16 protein-coding genes and 3 pseudogenes are annotated in these 18,371 nt (G+C 67.8%); 8 read left to right on the forward strand and 11 right to left on the reverse strand.

The window, feature by feature from the left end:
* Positions 1–57: 57 nt before the first annotated feature.
* Together ACY0PA_RS02700 and ACY0PA_RS02705 are read right to left on the reverse strand one after the other, a co-directional pair.
* Positions 58–748: pseudogene (locus ACY0PA_RS02700) on the reverse strand (FadR/GntR family transcriptional regulator).
* Between the two features lie 149 nt (positions 749–897).
* Positions 898–3,054 carry a glycoside hydrolase family 9 protein gene (locus tag ACY0PA_RS02705; protein ID WP_473083140.1) on the reverse strand — a complete coding sequence of 719 codons (2,157 nt, stop codon included), beginning with the start codon at positions 3,052–3,054 and terminating at the stop codon, positions 898–900.
* A 561-nt stretch (positions 3,055–3,615) separates the two neighbouring features.
* On the opposite strand from ACY0PA_RS02705, the gene ACY0PA_RS02710 reads away from it, so the two are divergent.
* The 3 genes and pseudogenes from ACY0PA_RS02710 to ACY0PA_RS02720 all read left to right on the forward strand — a co-directional run.
* Positions 3,616–4,326, forward strand: coding sequence for a polysaccharide deacetylase family protein (locus tag ACY0PA_RS02710; protein WP_473083141.1), 711 nt, complete (start codon positions 3,616–3,618; stop codon positions 4,324–4,326).
* Positions 4,327–4,371: 45 nt separating this feature from the next.
* A pseudogene (locus ACY0PA_RS02715) lies at positions 4,372–5,013 on the forward strand (DNA-binding protein); the annotation flags it as partial.
* A gap of 120 nt (positions 5,014–5,133) precedes the next feature.
* Positions 5,134–5,508 (forward strand): annotated as a pseudogene (locus tag ACY0PA_RS02720) (ISL3 family transposase); the annotation flags it as partial.
* Positions 5,509–5,541: 33 nt separating this feature from the next.
* Here ACY0PA_RS02720 and ACY0PA_RS02725 read toward each other — a convergent pair.
* Positions 5,542–6,033 carry a GNAT family N-acetyltransferase gene (locus ACY0PA_RS02725; protein WP_473083142.1) on the reverse strand — a complete coding sequence of 164 codons (492 nt, stop codon included), beginning with the start codon at positions 6,031–6,033 and terminating at the stop codon, positions 5,542–5,544.
* Between the two features lie 377 nt (positions 6,034–6,410).
* Here ACY0PA_RS02725 and ACY0PA_RS02730 point away from each other — a divergent pair, with 377 nt between their 5' ends.
* From ACY0PA_RS02730 to ACY0PA_RS02740, 3 genes are all read left to right on the forward strand, one after another.
* A complete protein-coding gene (locus ACY0PA_RS02730; protein ID WP_473083143.1) occupies positions 6,411–6,815 on the forward strand; it encodes a cofilin family protein in 405 nt (134 codons plus the stop codon).
* Positions 6,816–7,455: 640 nt separating this feature from the next.
* Positions 7,456–7,743: a hypothetical protein gene (locus ACY0PA_RS02735; RefSeq protein ID WP_473083144.1), complete on the forward strand. Its 288-nt coding sequence runs from the start codon at positions 7,456–7,458 to the stop codon at positions 7,741–7,743.
* A 4-nt stretch (positions 7,744–7,747) separates the two neighbouring features.
* Entirely contained in the window at positions 7,748–7,900 is a 153-nt protein-coding gene (locus ACY0PA_RS02740; protein ID WP_473083145.1) for a hypothetical protein, read from the forward strand.
* A gap of 45 nt (positions 7,901–7,945) precedes the next feature.
* Here the strand turns inward: ACY0PA_RS02740 and ACY0PA_RS02745 are convergent, their stop codons facing one another.
* Complete coding sequence (locus ACY0PA_RS02745) at positions 7,946–9,061, reverse strand: PP2C family protein-serine/threonine phosphatase (protein WP_473083146.1); 1,116 nt, start codon at positions 9,059–9,061, stop codon at positions 7,946–7,948.
* 860 nt (positions 9,062–9,921) lie between these two features.
* Between ACY0PA_RS02745 and ACY0PA_RS02750 the strand changes: the two genes are divergently transcribed.
* Positions 9,922–10,674 carry an MmyB family transcriptional regulator gene (locus tag ACY0PA_RS02750; RefSeq protein ID WP_473083147.1) on the forward strand — a complete coding sequence of 251 codons (753 nt, stop codon included), beginning with the start codon at positions 9,922–9,924 and terminating at the stop codon, positions 10,672–10,674.
* Positions 10,675–10,872: 198 nt separating this feature from the next.
* Here the strand turns inward: ACY0PA_RS02750 and ACY0PA_RS02755 are convergent, their stop codons facing one another.
* On the reverse strand, positions 10,873–11,508 hold the full coding sequence (locus tag ACY0PA_RS02755; protein ID WP_473083148.1) for a TetR/AcrR family transcriptional regulator: 636 nt from the start codon (positions 11,506–11,508) through the stop codon (positions 10,873–10,875).
* 62 nt (positions 11,509–11,570) lie between these two features.
* On the opposite strand from ACY0PA_RS02755, the gene ACY0PA_RS02760 reads away from it, so the two are divergent.
* Entirely contained in the window at positions 11,571–12,425 is an 855-nt protein-coding gene (locus ACY0PA_RS02760; protein WP_473083149.1) for a class I SAM-dependent methyltransferase, read from the forward strand.
* A 218-nt stretch (positions 12,426–12,643) separates the two neighbouring features.
* Here ACY0PA_RS02760 and ACY0PA_RS02765 read toward each other — a convergent pair whose 3' ends face one another.
* The 6 genes from ACY0PA_RS02765 to ACY0PA_RS02790 all read right to left on the reverse strand — a co-directional run bounded on the left by ACY0PA_RS02765 (position 12,644) and on the right by ACY0PA_RS02790 (position 18,304).
* Positions 12,644–14,110 carry a class I adenylate-forming enzyme family protein gene (locus ACY0PA_RS02765; RefSeq protein ID WP_473083150.1) on the reverse strand — a complete coding sequence of 489 codons (1,467 nt, stop codon included), beginning with the start codon at positions 14,108–14,110 and terminating at the stop codon, positions 12,644–12,646.
* Between the two features lie 73 nt (positions 14,111–14,183).
* Positions 14,184–15,065, reverse strand: a complete 882-nt coding sequence (locus ACY0PA_RS02770) for an MBL fold metallo-hydrolase (protein WP_473083151.1) — start codon at positions 15,063–15,065, stop codon at positions 14,184–14,186.
* A gap of 174 nt (positions 15,066–15,239) precedes the next feature.
* Complete coding sequence (locus ACY0PA_RS02775; protein ID WP_473083152.1) at positions 15,240–15,449, reverse strand: hypothetical protein; 210 nt, start codon at positions 15,447–15,449, stop codon at positions 15,240–15,242.
* Between the two features lie 331 nt (positions 15,450–15,780).
* Positions 15,781–16,221 (reverse strand): tautomerase family protein, encoded by a 441-nt coding sequence (locus ACY0PA_RS02780; protein WP_473083153.1) that lies wholly within the window; start codon positions 16,219–16,221, stop codon positions 15,781–15,783.
* A 52-nt stretch (positions 16,222–16,273) separates the two neighbouring features.
* Complete coding sequence (locus ACY0PA_RS02785) at positions 16,274–17,179, reverse strand: alpha/beta hydrolase (protein WP_473083154.1); 906 nt, start codon at positions 17,177–17,179, stop codon at positions 16,274–16,276.
* Positions 17,180–17,350: 171 nt separating this feature from the next.
* The gene (locus tag ACY0PA_RS02790; RefSeq protein ID WP_473083155.1) at positions 17,351–18,304 is read right to left on the reverse strand and encodes a helix-turn-helix domain-containing protein; all 954 of its coding nucleotides are present in this window, start codon (positions 18,302–18,304) and stop codon (positions 17,351–17,353) included.
* Positions 18,305–18,371: the final 67 nt, after the last annotated feature.

Genomic DNA, 18,371 nt, shown 5'->3' on the forward strand with positions numbered 1-18,371 from the left:
AGCCCCGGACTATGCCTTCCCGTCATGTACTGAAACCGACATGACGGGATGCGCGGACTACGACTCTCCGCTGTCGACGTGTTCCTTCAGCCAGCGCTCGGTCGTGCTGATGTGCAGCAGGGCGGCGGCTTGGCTGAGGGACGCGTCGCGCGTGGCCAACGCCGCGTGGATGGCCTCGTGTTCGGCAAGGGTGCGCTCCGAGGCCTGCCGACGAGGCCGCGCCAGACGCGTGCGCGCAGGGTGCGGCCCGAGACGCCGTCCAGGAGCGTGAGCAGTGCGTCGTTCCCGGCAGCCGAGATCACGGCGCGATGGAACGCCGCGTCGTGGGAGTTGAGCTCCTCCACATCGTCCCGGGCCTCGCGCATGGCCTCCAAGTGGCGCCGCACATCGGCCAGTTGTGCGTCGGAGATCCGGGTGGCGGCGAGCGCGGTGGCCGCCGGTTCCGAGAGACGGCGGACCTCCAGCAGGTCGAGCAGCGCCGTCGGATCGCTCTGCAGGAGTTCCACCGCTCCGCCCAGGCCCTCGGACAGCAGACTCGGCTGCAGGCTGGTGACGTACGTGCCGTCTCCGCGCCGCACTTCGAGGACACCGGCGACAGTCAGCGCCTTGACCGCCTCGCGCGCGAGTTGCGGAACAGGCCCAGCTGGGCGGCGAGTTCGGGCTCGGGCGGCAGTTTCGACCCCGGTGGCAGCGCACCGGAGCGGATCAGCTCGCGGATCTGCTCGATGGCCCTGTCGGTCAACGACACCCTGCGCTCCTCCAGCCCCCGGAGGCCGTCGGGGACACTTGGGCGTGCCCAGGGTGACGTTGATGATATTGGGGTGGCTGCGGGGAAAGGAGATCGCTGCAGCCTGGCCCGGAGCGGAATTGCGCGCCCCGGGCCAGGCCGACCGTGGATCAGGTGCAGGTCTTCCCGTTGAGAGTGAAGGCCGTGGGTGCGGGATTGGCCTCGCTGGAGGTCCCCTGGACTCCGAAGCTCGCTGTCGCACCGGGTGCGATCGTCCGGTTCCAGTCGGTGCCGCGGGCGACGACTGTGGTGCCGTTCTGGGTGACGGTCGCGTTCCAGGCGCTCGTGACGCGCTGCCCGGCCCCGTAGGCCCAGCTCAGCTGCCACCCGTCCACGGCGGTCGGGCCCGTGTTCTTGGCGGTGACCGTCGCGGTGAAGCCTGTGCTCCACACGCTGTCGGTCTTGTACGTCACCGCGCAGGCACCGGTGGGCTGTTCGCCGGTGGAGGTCCGCTCGGCGGCATAGGCGGCGAGCCAGGCCAGCGGGGCGTTCCAGTTGACCGCCACCTCGTTGGTGGAGTACGAGCCGATGTCGTCGATGTAGCAGGCGGCGGGCGCGCAGTCGGCCAACTTCTCCTCCGCCACCGGGTCCTGGAGGCCGCTGTTGGGCCCGCCCGCCAGCGACCCCGCCGGCGGATGGGGCAACGAGGCGTCCAACTGGTGGGCCCAGAAGCGGTGATGCTGGTTCTGCGAGGACGTCTCGCCATAGCCGCTCACGTAGGACTGGCCGAGGGCGTTGCGGCCGAGGAGGTAGTCCATCGTCTCCAGCGCGCCGGTGCGGTAGCGCTCTTTTCCGGTCAGTTCTCCGGCGACGGCCAGCACGATCGCGTCGCCCGCGACCTCGCCGTTGGAGCCCCAGAAGTAGCCGTCCGCCGGTACGGGCGCCGCGTAGCCCTGGGCGGCCATCCGGGACAGGTAGCCGTCGGCGGCCGCCGTGACCGAGGCCCGGACCCGGTCGCGGTCGGCTGCGGGCAGGCCGTTGGGGACGGTGGCCAGGGTGAGCCGACCGAGTGCGGCCGTGTCCGCCCAGCCGAATCCGTAGGCGGAGAAGGCAGTTGAGGAGGTGTGCCAGGAGGAGTCGGTGACCGCGTCCCGGTAGCCGCTCTCGCCGGTCGTGGCGTACAGCTCGGCCGCCGCCCAGTAGAACTCGTCACTGACCGTGGTGTCGCCGTAGGCGCCGCCGCCGGTGCTGTCCGAATCCGGCGCGTACAGCGCCGGGTTGGCCCGGGCCGCCGTCCAGGCCCGCCGCGCGGCCGACAGACAGCGGTCGGCGAACGCGGTGTCGTAGGCCCGGTAGACCCGGGCGCACTGCGCCGCGGCCGCCGCGAGGTTGAGGGTCGCCGCCGTCGACGGACGGTGCAGCTCGCGGGGCTGAGGGTCCTGGTCGGGGCGCAGCGGCATCCCGGTCCAGGCCGCGTCATGGATCTTGTGGAACGCCATGCCCGCGTACGGCTTGCCCTCGGGCACCTGCATGCGCATCAGGAAGTCGAGTTCCCAGCGCGCCTCGTCCAACACATCGGGTACGCCGTTGCCGCGCTCGGGGACTTTCAGGGAGGAGTCGCCCAGCGCCGAGTCCTTGCCCGCACGCTTGGCCCGCTCGAAGGAGTTGACCATCAGCCAGGTCGAAATGCCGCCGTTCACCACGTACTTGCCGTGGTCGCCCGCGTCGTACCAGCCGCCCCTGACGTCCTGGGTGTAGTCGCACACGGTGGCCTGGCACGGGACGGAGGTGTCGCCCTTGTTGGGTGCGACACCGAGGTGTCCGGCCGGGCGCGCATAGGCGGAGCCCACCAGGGAGGCATCGATGGGTATGCCGCTGCGCTGGTGGTAGAAGAACGCCATCGCGTCGGAGCGCAGGCCGTCGTACAGGTTCGCGCGGAGGTCGAAGGGCACGCTGCTGCTGCCGTCCACCGTCAGGACGTATCCCGAGCCGGAACCCTGGAATGAGGAGAAGTCGGCCACGTGGACGGACTGCCCGGAGGGGGCGTCCGCCCCGCGCGGGACGGTCGCACCGGAGGCGACCGCCGTCCCTGACGCGTCGCGCAACTGCCAGGTGAGCGACTGCGTCGCCGTGGTGACCACGGTGGCGCGCTTGGGGCCGTCCGGCAGATAGCCGACCTGGTTGACGCGTACGGCCGTGGTCGCCGCCGCATCGGAGACGACGGCTGCCGCGGCGGGCGTGGCGAGGAGGCCGCCGACGAGGAGGGAACTCGTCAGCAGGGTTGCGGCGAGGCGTCTGGGGCGGGGTAACGACGCAACGGTGGGCATGAGCGGCTCCTATGTCGATGCTGGTCAGCAGGCGGAGTTGGGCTGGGTGAGCAGGCCCGTTCGCCAGGGCAGGCGGAGGTAGTCGTCTCCCCGGCGCCGGACCTGCGAGAGCTGGAACGCCGGGTGGGCAGAGGTCCGCGCCGGGCTCAGCGCGAGGTTTGGGAGCGCTCCCAATCGCCGATATCTCGAACATTGATCGATGGATCGAAGAACCGAGGGGGACAGTAACGACGCGCACAACAGTCGTCAACTGATGTGCATGGCACGGGAGTTGCCGCAGCGACTCGGCGGAAATCCGCGTTCGAAAGAGTTTCAGACGACTCTTCCAGCTGACGCGTCGCCATGCTGTCTCAGATTGGCCGCTCCCCCGCATCGCTCTTGACGCGTATGCCAAATAGGCCTGAATACGGGGCATTTGACACACGACGGAGAAGTCTCGTGGACCAAAAGTTTCGCCCTTAACGCCGAAACTGTTGACAGCTCACGAGCCCGGTACCAACCTATCGACGTCGACAAGCCCCGCCCGTCCCTGTCCCCGCCTCAGGCCACAGGAGCACCCGCATGAGAACCCGACCAGGAGCCACGCGACCCCACCGGTCGTCACCGTCCCTCATAGCGAAACTGGCCGTCGTCGCGACACTTGGCGCTTGCACCCTCGCCGTCGACACCGGCGCCTCGGCGCAGGCCGCCACCTGCACCGGCTACGTCGGGCTGACCTTCGACGACGGCCCGTCGAGCAGCACGCCGGCGCTGCTCGACACGCTCCGGCAGAACGGGCTGCGAGCCACGATGTTCAACGAGGGGCAGTACGCCGCCGCGAATCCGTCCCTGGTACGTGCACAGGTCGCCGCCGGCATGTGGGTCGGCAACCACAGCTACACCCACCCTCACCTGACCCAGCTCGGCCAGGCGCAGATCGACTCCGAGCTCTCCCGGACCCAGCAGGCCATCGGCAGCGCGGGCGGTGGCACGCCCCGGCTGTTCCGCCCTCCGTACGGCGAGACCAACGCGACGGTGAGGAACGTCGAGGCCAAGTACGGCCTGACCGAGATCCTTTGGGATGTCGACTCGCAGGACTGGAACGGCGCCAGTACCGATGCCATCGTGCAAGCGGCGGCACGGCTCACGAGTGGCCAGATCATCCTCATGCACGACTGGCCCGCCAACACGCGCGCCGCGATCCCGCGCATCGCGCAGGCCCTGGCGGCCAAGGGGCTGTGCGCCGGCATGATCTCCCCGCAGACCGGACGCGCGGTGGCGCCGACCGGCTGACACCCCTTCCCACTCGGTGAGTTGAGCACCGGGCGGGAGGGCCGTGGCGCCTGGCTCGCGGTGCTCGCCGCGACCGTGCTGTGGCTGATGATGCGCGGCATCCGCCGCCACTACGACGCCACCGCAGCGGAACTGGCCGTCACCGACCCGCGCGACCAACTCGCCCCACCGAGCAGGGTGTTCGCCATCGTGCTCGTCTCCACCATCCACAAACCAACCCTGCGCGCCCTCTCCTACGCACGCGCCTTCCGCCCCGACCAGCTCGAAGCGCTCACCGTCTCCGTAGACCGGGACGAGGCGGCCGCTCTGCGCGCCCGCTGGGAGGAGTACGGCATCGAGGTCCCGCTGAAGATCCTCGACTCGCCCTACCGCGAAGTGACCCGGCCGGTCGTTGAGTACGTCCGCTCCATCCGGCGCGAGAGCCCCCGCGACGTCGTCGCCGTGTTCATCCCCGAGTACATCGTGGGCCACTGGTGGGAGAACCTCCTGCACAACCAGTCCGCCCTCTGGCTCAAGAGCCGCCTCCTCTTCACACCCGGCGTCATGGTCATCAGCGTCCCCTGGCAGCTGACCTCCTCGGCCCACGCCGACCGTCCCGCCGCCCGCGCTCCCGGCTCCGTCCGCCGCGGCGAACCGCCGACACCCCCCGCCCGCCCGGAAAAACCGCTGGGGTCCCCGCGCCCCTAGCCCCAGCAGGCGGCGCAGCCGGGCACGGGCAGGTCCAGATACGCAGGTTCGCCTGACCCGCCGTGTCCAGTGACGCACCTGCCTGATGCAGTTCACCCCAACCGCGGTGCTGCAAGCTTGGTGACCCGATGGATTCTCAGCCGCCCGGAACCCCTCACCGAGATCGAACAACTCCGGCTCAAAGCCGTACTGTCCAACCGCCCCGAGCTCGACGCCCTTACCGGCCACGTCCGGTCCTTCGCCCACATGCTCACCGAGCGCCAGGGCGAACGACTCCTGGAATGGCTCGACGCCGTCCGTCAGGACGACCTACCGAGCCTTCACACCCTCGCAACGGGCATCGACCGTGACCGCGACGCTGTGATCGCCGGTCTGACGCTGCCCTGGAACTCAGGTGTGGTGGAGGGGCAGGTCAACCGGATCAAGATGCTCAAGCGCCAAATGTTCGGCCGGGCCGGCTTCCAACTCCTCCGGAAACGAGTCCTGCTGGCGTAACCAGTAGTGACGGCCGACCATGACGCACAACGGTCAGTCCTGGCGACCCTCGGCAAAGCTGAACTCCATGAGTAGGCTCTCAGCTTCGCTCGACACCTGCCGGAAGCCGGCCTTCTCCCAGGCGCGCACTGCCCGCACGTTCCCTCTCACGGGATCGACTGTCACGCGCCGCCATCCAAGAGTCCCGCCCAAGTGCGCAAGAAGCGCGCGAGCTGCATCCGGCCCCAAGCCCCGGCCGCGCGCCTCCGGTCCCAACACCATGTCGATACCACCTTCAGCCACGCCAGCGTGCCAGTACTGTGCGTAGCCCACCGGTGTGCCCTGTGCCAGTACAAGGAAAGACTCCACACGCGGCCGGCGCCGCCCGACGTACTTCTCGGCCACCTCGTCACGCGATATCGGTACGCCACCCCAGTGCTCGACGACGTCTGGGGAAGCGAACCATCGGCCCAGCAGGTCCAAATCATCCTCGGTCGTCGGGACAAGACGGGTCAGCACTCCGTCGAGAACTACTCCATCGGCCATCAGTCACTCTCCAATTCGACTTGGAAGCGCACGCATGACGGAAAGTTACGGCATCGCCGACCGGCCCATCCGGTCGCAGGCGTATGCGGCGGGCGAGCTGGTTGATGCGGGCCGGCGCAGGCCCGAGGGGCAGCGCGGTCATCAGCAGCACCCGTTCTCGGCCGCCTCGGCGCAACTACGGTCCGTCTCGACGGCGGCGACGGCGCCGCGGAGGTCCTCGAGCGCGTGCCCCAAGCGTGAGGAAGGTCGGCTCGTAGGCAAGCGCCACAGGCGGCCCCGCCCTGGAGTTAGGTGCTGCCGAACGGCCCCTATCCACAACCTCCCGGTCAAGGGTTCGTTGAGCTGTCCGAACGTCCCCGTGATCGGAAGGTGCCGTCGTGACCAGTGCTATCTCAGTGGAAGACCGCTGCATCGACGCCTTCAACGAACTCAAAAGCAACCGGCACATCACCACGGTCCTGTACCGGCTCAACGACAACCTGGACACCCTCATCCTGGACTACGAAGGGAACCTGACCCACGACGAGCTCCTCAAAGCCCTGCCGTCCGATCCACGCCTCGTGGCCTATGAACTCCGCTTCGCCGACCGGGACGGCAGTCGCAGAGACGCCATTGTCCTGATCTCCTGGTCGCCCCAAAGCGTCGGTCCCGAGCAGATGGCAGCGCACGCCGCGGTGTACGTCGCCCTCAGAAATCAGCTGAGCGGCGTCGACCTCTCCGTCGAGGCCATGAGGCAGTCCGACCTGGAGTACAACCGGCTCGTCCGCGCCGCCCGGACGTAGCCCGACTCCAGGCCGTCCCTTCGCCAGGAGCGGGTGGAGCCCGTGGAGTGAGGTCACCAGGATTGCGCCACCCGACACACGGCGGGCAGTAAGTAACCTTCTCCGATGCCTGCGCCGATGCGGCAGCGGGACTCGCGGGCGACGCCGTCAGAGTCGCCTTCGACGGCACAGGCTCCAGGGCACACAGATGCGACACGCCGGCTCTGGCAAGGTGCGACGCGCTGGGCAGGCTGGTCCATGCACGATCGCAGGCGGCAGCCGGCTCCGGCGGCACGTCTCCGACGCGCTGCCGTCCCTTCCTCGTTTTGGCCGCGGCGATTGTCGGCGCGAGCGGCTGGGGCATCCGCAAGATCCGGGCACGAATCGAGTAGGAGGAGCGTGGGCCCCGCCCGGCACCACCCAATGCGAGCAGGGCCCGGCTTCTCCGCGCCGCTGCTGCGTCGGGTGGTGCCTCGCCCAGTGGCCCCGGTCCCAAGGGATCGGATACGAGACCGTCGGCGTCGGCCGGACCCGCGGCCTGTCCCAGTCCCGGGCGCCGCCGTACCGGCTGCTGGAGGTCGCTCGCGCCCTGGGCGCGATCCACGGCGCCGTCACGGCTGGCACCGGTCCATCTCGCACGCGAGACACCGACCCAGCAGCCGTGGCCACGCTCGACTACGGCTTGTCCCAGCGTGCCCTGATCGCCGTCTCCGGCCGCACCGACGACGTCGCGGAACTGATCACCCGCCGTCTCGCCGCACTCGCCCACAGCGATCTGACGGCCCTCGATGAGCCCGCGGTGCGCGCCGTGGTCTGCCAGGCCGTCCGCGACGTCCGCACCACACCGCCCCCGCCGCCCGCCGCCCGCCGAACCGTCGGCGGATCCCGCGCTCGCCGCGCTGCGCCACGTCGTCGACGAACTCGCCGCCAGCACGTACGCGATCGGTGAGCTGATGCTCGAAGTCGCCCCGGCGTATCCGTCCGACCCGGACGCAGCCGATGTCCTCGCGCCGCTGTGCGAGACGATCGGCGAGGAACTCGACTCCGGCCTTGCCGTCCGCCGCTACGCGATGTCCGGCCACCTGTCCCGTGACAGCGAACCTTGAGCGCGTGCCCTCGAAGTTTGAGTGGTGCAAGAGGGGGCCGGGTGATCAGGCCCAGGGCGTGGCGGGGCGTTGTATGACGATCATGGCGGCGTCGTCGTTCAGGTGTCCGCCGACGTGGTGCAGCAGGTCGCGGCGGAGGCGGTCGAGGAAGGCGTCGGGGTTGTTCTCGGTCCAGCCTGTGATGCGCTCGGCGAGCGGGTAGAAGGTGCCGGTGGAGTCGCGGGCCTCGGTGACGCCGTCCGTGTACAGCAGTAGAAGGTCTTTCGGCTCGAACGGGAAGCTGTCGACGCGGTAGCGCGGATGCGCCAGTTCGCCGAGGCCCAAGGGGGGTGCGGGAATGCGGGCGTCCATGGTCGTCGGCCGGCCGTCACGGAGGACGATCGGCGGCGGGTGACCGCAGGAGATCATCTGGACCCGGCCGCCGTGGTCGGGGAGGTCCAGGAGGGCGGCGGTGATGAAGGTTTCTCCGTAGCGGTTCGTTTCGCCCGGCTCCATCAGGTCCCAGCACACGCTTCGGTCGAGGTAGGCCACCAGCTCGCCCAGGCTCGCCTGGCGGTGGGCCGCGATGCGGAACGCTCCGAGCAGCAGGGCCGCGTCATTGACCGCGGTCATCCCCTTCCCCCGCACGTCGCCGACCATTAGCCGGGTGCCGGAGGTGGTACGTGCCGCCGCGTACAGGTCCCCGCCGATCCGGGCCTCGGCCTCCGCGGCGAGATAGAGGGAGGCGGCTCGCAGCGGTCCGAGCTTCTTGGGCAGTGGCGGCAGGACCACACGCTGGGCGGTCTCGGACACGTACCGCACCTGCGCCAGCTCTTTTGCGCGACGCTCCCGCAGCACAGAGAAGATCACGAGGCTCGCGCCCACCAGGATCAGGGCGATGATCTGTGCCTGGTGGTTGGCCGAGAGCATCCCGTCACGATCGCGCAGCGCCCCGAGGGTCGCCTGCGCGATCACCGCCAGTACAGCAACCAGGCCCACCGTCCAGGGCCCGCCGAACAACGGCGTGATCGCCGGTGCCGCGACGAGCAGCGGACCCAGATGAATGTCGGGCGGAGAAAGAACGTCGATCACGGACACCGCAACAATCCACGCGATCGGGATGGCGATCAACGCCCGACCCGCTCGCACCGGCCGTCGAAGTCCATCGAGGCGCTGCGGCATGACTCCTGTCTACACCGCCCTTGCCCGGCTCGCACCGGCGGAGACGGGCAGTGCGGTCGCCTGCCGCCGGCCTGACTGCCAGGAAACTCTTGCCACTGAAACTTCAATGTGTCGCAGATCGAGTGGACCTGCAGGTTCCCGGGAACCTCACTGTCGATCTTGATGAGGAACTTCTTGAACGCCGTGGACCGGTGCCAGCTAACCCGCCAACCGCAACAAAGGGAAAATGCGGCCTGTCACCGACAGCCTCCGCTCGCCGCAACACCCATGTGACTTTGCGAGATACATGACACCGCCGGGCCGATATGACCTGGTCCGCTGGTTCTGGTTGAGCGCGACAGTTGGCACCAACGGGTCGTCGTAGTTGGCGCCTTCTCCGAGTTTTCGATCTCGATGTCGATGTCGCCAACTTCGAGGGGTGGTGCAGCCGCGTTCGCTCTCGCTGCCCGGAGTCCGAAAGAACAGCCGGAAGTACAAGATCCAGTGCCTGCTGTTCCTCGCCCTCCCCCACCACATGGGCGACCCGATCCGGACTGGCCAACTCCCGCATAGGGCGCTCACGTTAAGGATCGAACCGGCCCTTCCGCCTGCGGCCCGGCCGACTCTGCGGGGGAAGGCAGCGGTACGAGCCGGCTCGGGCATCCGGCGCCACCATGCCCGACGGTTTCGCCCACCGTCCGTCGCCTCGACCCGCTCCCCGAAGACCGTCTCGGCCGACTCCGGCAGGTATCGCAGCCTGGGCCGTCCCGGAACGCCGGACCTCGCTCGTGGCGAGCGATCACGTGCCGGCGGTCTCTCCTCTGACCACATCGAGCACGCCTGCCCACCGTTACACCAGGCCGGTGACCTGCGAAGTCGGCATGAAACGATCTCAGTGGGTGGTCGCCCGCGCACTCCACCTCGACGACGACGAACGCACCTACCTCTTCGACCTCGCCCGAGCAGCTCAGCCGGCCGGCCGCGCGCCCCGGCGCCGCAAGGCCATCGACGTCCCGCCCCGCGTCCAGTGGCTGCTCGACTCCATGACCCTGTCCGCGGCCTTCGTCACCAACGGTCGCCTCGACATCGTCGCCACCAACGCACTCGCCCGGGCAGTCCTGTCACCCATGTTCAACAGCGACACCGTCGACGGCCACGGACGCCCCAACTGGGCCCGCTACTACTTCCTCGACCCGGGCGCGCAGCACTTCGTCGCCGACTGGGACCAGGCCCTCACCCTCACCGCTGCCTTGCTGCGCGCCGAGGCCGGCCGCTACCCGAACGACAAGGCACTGCGGGAACTCATCGGAGAGCTGTCCACCCTGAGTACCGAGTTCCGCACCCGCTGGGCCGCCCACGACGTCCGCATCCACCACGGCGGCGTCAAATCCTTCAACCACCCCGACGCCGGCCCGCTGGAACTCACCTACCAGCCGCTGGACCTGCCCCTGTCCACCCGCGAGGCGCACTCCCTGACCATCTACACCGCCGAACCGGGCACCCCCGACGAAGACCGGCTCAAGCTCCTCGCCAGCCTGGCAGCCACCCCCGCCACGCCCCAGGCACAACCCTCCCCCGCCACCCCCACAGACCACCGGAACAGGGCAGCCGACACCAGCGACTCGCCTCAGTAGCCACCTCCGGGACCGCCAGCCGCACACCGGCGGTGCCACCCGCCGTGACTCCACGAGTCTGGTGGTTGCACGCAAACGTCGTGGCCGACATCAAGCGCCTGCTGCACTTCTAGGCCCACCTCCCCGATCACGATCAGAGCCCCCGATGCATGGGCGCTGGCCGACTGCGGACCACGTTGCCCTCAGGGGCTGGGTTGATCAGCGTCCGTTGTCGACCAATAGTTGGGAGCTGAGGGTGTTGTAGGCCCATTGCTCCCACTTGGCCGGTGGCCACGCACGGTCGCGGGTGAGTACCAGGAAGAGCTCTGGGCTGAGGACGGCGTAGATGACGTCCGCTGCTTCTTCGACTGGGATGGCGGGGCGGGTGCCTGGCTTCTTGATCAGGGACTTCGCCGCTGCGGAGATCACTTTGTACCGCGGGTCTGCCTGCTCCGGCCACAACTGGCGGATCTCTGGGTTGGTTGCCGTCGCGGCGCGGACCATCTCGTTGAGGGCTGCGACGCGTTCGAGTGTCCTGCGGGTGCCGGCGACCAGCGCGACCAGTGCGGCCTCGGCGTCAGGTGCGGTCGTGACCTCCCGGAACCAGGGCCGGTCCATCGTCGGCACGGGTTCGTCGTCGCCTGCGATCGCGACATCGACAAGTTCCTTGAGTAGCGAGGGCTTGTTCCGGAAGACGAAGTAGATCGTCTGCACCGCCACGCCTGCCCGGTCGGCGATCTCCTGCAGCTTTGTCGCCCCGTAGCCCTGCTCGACGAAGAGCACGCCGGCCGCCTCGATGATCCGTCGCCGTGTCGCCTGGGCCTTGTTGCCCTGTTTCCCCTTGCCCTCATGCATGACTGGAGTCTATATCTAGAGTTGAACTCTAGAGGCAAACTCTAAGCGATGGAGGGCAAGCCGTGCACACGATCGCCAACCGTCAGCAGGCAGAAGCATGGAACGACTGGGAGGGCATCCTCTGGGCCGAACGCCCAGAGCGTTACAACGGGATGATGGGCGCGTTCAACGCACCCCTGTTCGCCGCCGCGGGCATCACAGCCCAGGACTGGGTCCTCGACGTCGGCTGCGGCACCGGCCAGACGACGCGCATTGCAGCACAACGGGCGTACGACGGAAGCGTGGTGGGAATCGACCTGTCCGCGCCGATGCTGGAACGCGCCCGCCGTGACGCAGCCACGGAAGGCCTCGACAATTGCACCTTCGAGCAGGGCGACGCACAGGTGCATCCATTCCCCGACCGCGGGTTCGATGTCCTCATAAGCCGCGGCGGAGTCATGTTCTTCGCCGACCATGTCGCAGCCTTCACCCATCTCAAGCACGCGCTCGTGCCAGCCGGCCGTCTGGCGTTCCTCGGCCCGCAGCCCGCGGGCCCGGACAGCGCCTACGCCCGCGCGACCGCAGCACTCTCGCCGTTCCTGCGCGAGGCATCCCCCGCCTCCAGGGGTATGGGGTCACTCCTCGACCCGGCGCGCATCCGCCAAGTGCTCGCCGCCAGTGGGTTCACCGACATAGAGGTGGCTCCAGTCGAGGCGCCCATGACCTTCGGCACCGACGCGGGCAACGCCGCCGATTTCATCTTCTCCATGGGCCCGACGCGCTACAACCTGCGCAATGCCGACGCGACAACCATCGCCCGTGTCCGTGCCGAAGTACACGACGCGCTCGCGGAGTTCGAGACCGCAGACGGTGTGTGCATCCCTGGGGCAGTCTGGATCGTCACAGCGACGCGTGAGCGAATCTCTTCGAGCAAGTGACACATCGTTCCAGAAGTGATCAGCAGGGGGATCTGACGGACGACGAGGTGGGCGCTGCTGAAGCCGCTACTGCCGGTGAGCAACAACCGGTGCGGCCGATGGCGAGACCACCGCCAGGTGATCAACGGCATCCGCAGTTACTGGTCGGCCCCTGCGTCACCAGGGAGGCGCAACACAGTCGCGCCCAGGGCCCTTCGCCTTGCCGATCTTCCAGATGGTCACGAGCGGGACGAGGCTGCGGCGTGGGCGGCCCTCAACGAGGGCTTGTCGATCTTGCCTACGGCGTTCTTGGGGATGGCGTCGACCACCAAGAACGACGACGGCCGCTTGTAGCCGCTCAGGTGTTGCGTAGTCAGCGCTTCCAGCGCCGCGGGATCGACGGTCACACCAGGTCGCGGTTGGACGTAGGCGACGACCACCTCTCCCCACTTGTCGTCAGGTACACCGATGACGGCTGCCTCGAGGACGAACGGGTCAGCCGTCAGGACGTCCTCGATCTCCTTGGGGTAGATGTTCTCGCCACCACGGATGATCATGTCTTTCGATCGCCCGACCAGGGTCAGGTAGCCGTCCGCGTCGAGGTGGCCGACGTCGCCCGTGTACAACCAGCCGTCCACGATCGTCTTCGCCGTCTCCTGCGGCCGACCGAGATAGCCACGCATCACGTTGGGACCGCGCACGATGACCTCACCATCCATGCCCGGCGCCAGCTCGATACCCCGCTCGTCGATGATCCGGAGCTCCTGCCCCGGGACGGGAAGCCCCACGCTGCCGGCCCGTCGCGGGCCCGCGACGGGGTTGACGGTGGAGAAGCACGTTCCTTCGGACAGCCCGTAACCCTCGATGAGAGGGAACCCGTACCGAGCCTCGAATCGGGTGAGCAAGTCGGCGGAGGCAGGCGCTGCGCCGCAGCCCCCGAATCGCAGGGACGACGTATCGGGTCGAACGTCGGCCGGCAGCGCCTCGAGCATGCTGTAGATCGTGGGCACGGCACTGAAGTAGGTGGGGCGCTGCTGCTCGACGAGGTCGAAGAAGGTCTTGGGATCGAACCGGTCGGTGACGACGACGCTGGCACCTGCGAGCAGCGGCATGAGCACACTGACCACGATGGCGTTGACGTGGAAGAGCGGCAGGATCAGCAAGCAGCGGTCGGCCGGCCCCATCTCGAGCGCCTGGCACCCCATCGCCGCCATCGAGTCGATGTTGGAGTGGTCGAGCATCACCCCCTTCGGAACTCCAGTCGTTCCGCTGGTGTAGATCAAGAGAGCCGGCGCGGACGAGTCCAGCTGCGGCGTCGGGCCCGCCCCCACCACCTCTCCGTACAGGTCGTCGACGGCGAGCGTGGTGACGCCTGCGGCGATCGCGCTGTTCTCGCCCACCAGCAGGCGTGCGCCCGAGTCCTGGAGCTGCCGTGCGACCTCGACGTCGGTCAGGCTCGGATTGACCGGGGTGACGGTGGCACCGAGCCGCCAGGCCGCGAACAGCAGAACCACGAACTCGACGCGGTTCCTCAGCTTCAGGGCCACGACATCACCAGAACCGACCCCGAGGTCCTGAAGGTGACGAGCTGCTGCCCGGACGCGGGTCATCAGCTGGGCATTGGTGAGCGACTGACGCCCATCGCAAACCGCAGGCCCATTCGGGGTGGATTCGGCGCGACGGTCGGGCAGAGACGCGAAATTCATCGGGGTCACCCATCGTGGTGTGGCGCGTTTCAACGCGAAGGAAACTGGTGCAGGCTCCGGGTGAGAGGCCCGGTCACTGTGCGGTATCACGCTTCGCGATCGCGCTGACGGCGGAGAACTGGAGCGTCCAGACGTTCCCGTGGTTCGGGTATTTCGCCGTCATGGTGGCCACCAGCTCCTTGGCGTCCTTCGCGGCCTTGTAGGCGGCTGAGAAGTCCCGGATGTAGGCGCGAGTCTGCGCGATCATGATGTCGACCGCGTGGTCGTCGCCGTCGGGCCTGCGGTGGCCGGACACGATCATTCGAGGTCGGAGCCTCTCCACGACGTCGACGGTCTCGAGCCAGTCCTGCCACTCCTCGGGAGTCGACAGGCCGAGCATGGGGTGGATCTCGTTGTAGATGGAGTCTCCGGCCACAACGACGTCGATCTCGGGGATATGCACGATGGTCGTGGGATGGATGTCGGCCTGCTTCACCTCGATGACGTGCAAGGGAGATCCATCGACGTAAAGGGTGTCGCCCTCCATCGGGTCCGGAATCGGCCCCGCCATGACGCAGGTGTCGCCGAACAGCAACCTCCACTGCTCGATCTGCTCCTGCATGGACTCCTTCATGGACTCGATCACGTGGGGCAGTGCCACGCACTTCGCCTCCGGGAACCGTTCCAGGAGCGGTCCGAAGCCCAGGTAGTGATCAGCGTGATCGTGGGTGATGTAGATCGTCGTGAGCTTCTTGCCGGTGCGCTCGATCAGATCACCGAGGTCCTGGACGTCGTCCTTGAGGTAGAGCGCGTCGATCAGGACCACCTCGGTGGCGCCGCTCACGAGGGTGGCCGTGGTCGGCGAGAACGTGCCGGACGGTACGCCGGGAAACTCCTCGGCCGGGATATTCGGCCAGCGACCGACGAAGACCGTCGCGCGGATGGGTGCGGCAGGCGAGTGGGTGTCAGTGGTCACGAGGTACCTCCGGTTGCCGTGTGGTCGGCCGACGCGGCATTGCGATTGGCGGCGGACGAAGTCAAGTTATGAACGCACGATCGGTGACTCATAGAACGAGCGCGCCCAGCCCTGGTACGCGAGCGCCACGGGTCCTCCGGAGCCCCCCGCGGCCGCTGGAACGGTCGATCCCGCTCACCGCGGGACCAGCAACACCGCCGAGGCAGTGGCAGCGCTGAGCGCAAGGGTGACTGCGACGATCGGCGAGGCTCGCCGTTCGCTCGGCAGAAATCTGAAGAGCCTGAACAGCGTGATCATCGCCGCGACCGGCAGTGCGACTCGCCAGAAAACACGCAGGGCTCCGCGACCGGCGGCGTCGAGCGCGACATCCGCATACGCCGTCATCCAGGTCGGTGCGCGTGACGTCTGCCCCACGTCCGCACGCGAGGGTGCACCGCGACGACGGCACGCAGCGCCTCCCCGGGCGGCTTCCGTCGGTTCGACCAGTGTGCCCGGAACACGACGGTGCCGACGGATCGATGATGTGCGCCGACCTGGGGCGCGTGCCGAACGCGCGGTGCACCCTGCCGTCGATGTCGTCGACGGCGACCTCGAAGCGGAAGCCGTGGCGGCTCTCGAGTGAACGAAGACGTGGGCGGGTCGTCCGGAGATGGAAGAGGGCCCGGAGCACGGTGAACTGTCAGCGCTCGGCCGTGCGCCAGGCCCTCAGTCAGGTTCAGCTCGCGGCTACCTCGTAGGGAATGGGCCGGTTCTCCTTGGCCCAGAGCTTCTCCATCTCGGACTCGGGGGGAGGCGGAACGAGGCCCTGGGTGCGCCACAGGTCCATGGGGGTCTCGTCGATGTGGACCTCCCAGTCGTAGCCGCGGTCCTTGACGAACGGCGCCAGCTTCTCCTCGATGACCGCCATGCAAGCGGCCCGCGTCTCGGCGTCGTCCATCTGGCGGGCGATGTGGTCGACACGGATCCGCACGAAGTTGTTGGCCGCCTTGGCGCCGACGTACATGGTGTTCGCCGGCATGTCCTTGAACAGGACGACAACGTAGAACTTGGGCAGGTTGACGTAGTCCACGTAGATCGACATGAGCGCCTCGGACATCTGTTCCTTGTCCTGCGGGGTGAAGGCGTTCTCGGGGGTGAAGATTTCCCAGTACGGCACTGCGGCTCCTCCTGGATGGATGGTGTGTGGATGAGGCTCTGGGGTGGGCGTCTCAGGCTCGGAGGTGCTTGACGAAGTGGTCGCGTGCGGCTGCGGAGCACTCGTCGAACCCGGGCCCGCTATAGGCGTCGAAGTGGCCGCCCTGAGTGACCATGATCTGCTTCGGTTCCCGGGCCTCCTCGTACGCTTCGAGGGCGAACTCGAACGGTGCCACCGCGTCGCCGGCGGCCACGATCATCAGGAGTGGGGTCGGCGTGATCCGGCTGATGTAGCTGCCCGGTTCGTACTCGCTCGCCAGCTCCAGGCTCCGCACCGTCATCTCGTTCTTCCAGTTGGGCGCCCGGTCCGCCGACGTCTTGCTGAACCACTCGTAGGCCTCGGCCGAGGGCATCACCGCCTGCCCCATCGGGTCGGGCGCGACGACCGGGAGCATCGCGGGCTCTCCACCCGTGAACCGGTGGTGCCGGTCACCCTCCAGGGCCTCACGGGTGCGCGGGACCAAGTCCGGCCGGACCAGTCGGTCCAGGCCGCGTGGCCCCGAGATGAAGGGCACCTGGGAGACGACGGCCTTCACCCTCTTGTCGATCGACGCGACCATGAGGACATGTCCACCGGAGAAACTTGAGCCCCAGATACCGACCTTCGACGCATCGACGTCAGGGCGGGTGGCGGCGTACGTGATCGCGTTCCGGAAGTCCCGGTACTGCAGGACCGGGTCGACCTCTTGGCGAGGAGCTCCGTCGCTCTCGCCGAAGTTCTGGTGATCGTAGACGAGCGCGTTGAGGCCGGCTTCGGCGAAGACCGCGGCATAGTCGTCGAGGTGCATCTCCTTGACGCATGACAGCCCGTGCGCCAGCACGACGACTGGTGCGGGAGCGCTGGTGTTCTTGGCCAGGTAGAACCAGCCCCGAAGGGTGGCGCCACCCTCACCCTTGAACTCGATGTCTTCGCGATTCATGTGATCTTCCGATTCACTTGGAGAGGTCCGTCTCTCGAGTTGTGGTTCACTTCAAGTGGCCGTCTCGCGAGGTGCGGTTTCGGACACACGCAATCTATGAATGCGTGCGGGCGCCTCATAGAACGAGTGCGTCGACTGCTGGTACAGGTGTGCCCGGTCTATGAGCAGGCGTCAGGCAAGTCCATGTGCTTCGCGGTAATCGCCGGGCGACAACGAGAACTCACGACGGAACTCCCGTCCGAGGTGGCTGGCATCGCAGAAGCCCCACCGGTACGCGATCGCCGCACTGGAGAGGTTCGTGTTCACCAGGTCATCTCTCGCCGCTGCCAGACGGTGTGTGCGGACGATCGATCCGACGGTGTCTCCGGTCGACGCGAAAGCCCGGTGGACGGTCCTCGGAGAAACGCTGTACGCGGCAGCGAGATCAGCCACTCTGATCGCTCCACCGGCAAGATGGTCGACGATCCATGCCTCCAGCTGCCGTCGGAGCAGCTGAAGGAACCCGCTTTCACCGATGTCGGGTCGACTCGCACGGATCACACCGGCGATAAGGACAAGGAGGGCGTTGCGCGTGCTCTCTATCTCCGCCGCGGACATCCGCCCGACGTGACGGTCCATGCTCGCGAGGAAGTCCTGGAGGAGGTTTGCCGACGGGCTCTGAGCGGTCTCCAGGAGCAGGCAACCGGGTACACCACCCCCCGTGCGGAACGGGGAGAGGGCGGCCATGGGTACCCTGACCGTTCGTTTGGACAGGTGTTTCGGGATGACGAAGCGTCCGGTGGTGCGGGTGCTCGTGATGAGCACCGTCCCTGGTCGGAGGACGACGGTCTCGTCAGCGGTCTCTACGATTTGTTCGCCGGCGTAAGCGGTGAAGAGCAGCAACGCGTCATCGTCGTGACGCGCGACTTTGCTGCCTCGGATCCCTTCGGCCTGCGGGCAGACCCAGTCGGTGATGAGGAGGTCCCCGAGGTCCAGCTCCTCAACCGATCCGAAGAACTCGACCGGCCCTGTGGGCTGCAGGTGCATGCTCGCAAGGCGGTCACGGACGGCGAGCCGCCAGCGGAATTCGAACTCTTCGGGTGTCGGTGGATCAGCGAGGCTCAGGGTGGATGGGGCGAGTGTCATGGTCTGGCTCCGGCTTCATCGACGGTGGGCTCGACGTGGTCGCGGATATGGTCGTGGATATGCAGCT

It is taken from the genome of Streptomyces sp. DS1-CR2 (assembly GCF_055760475.1).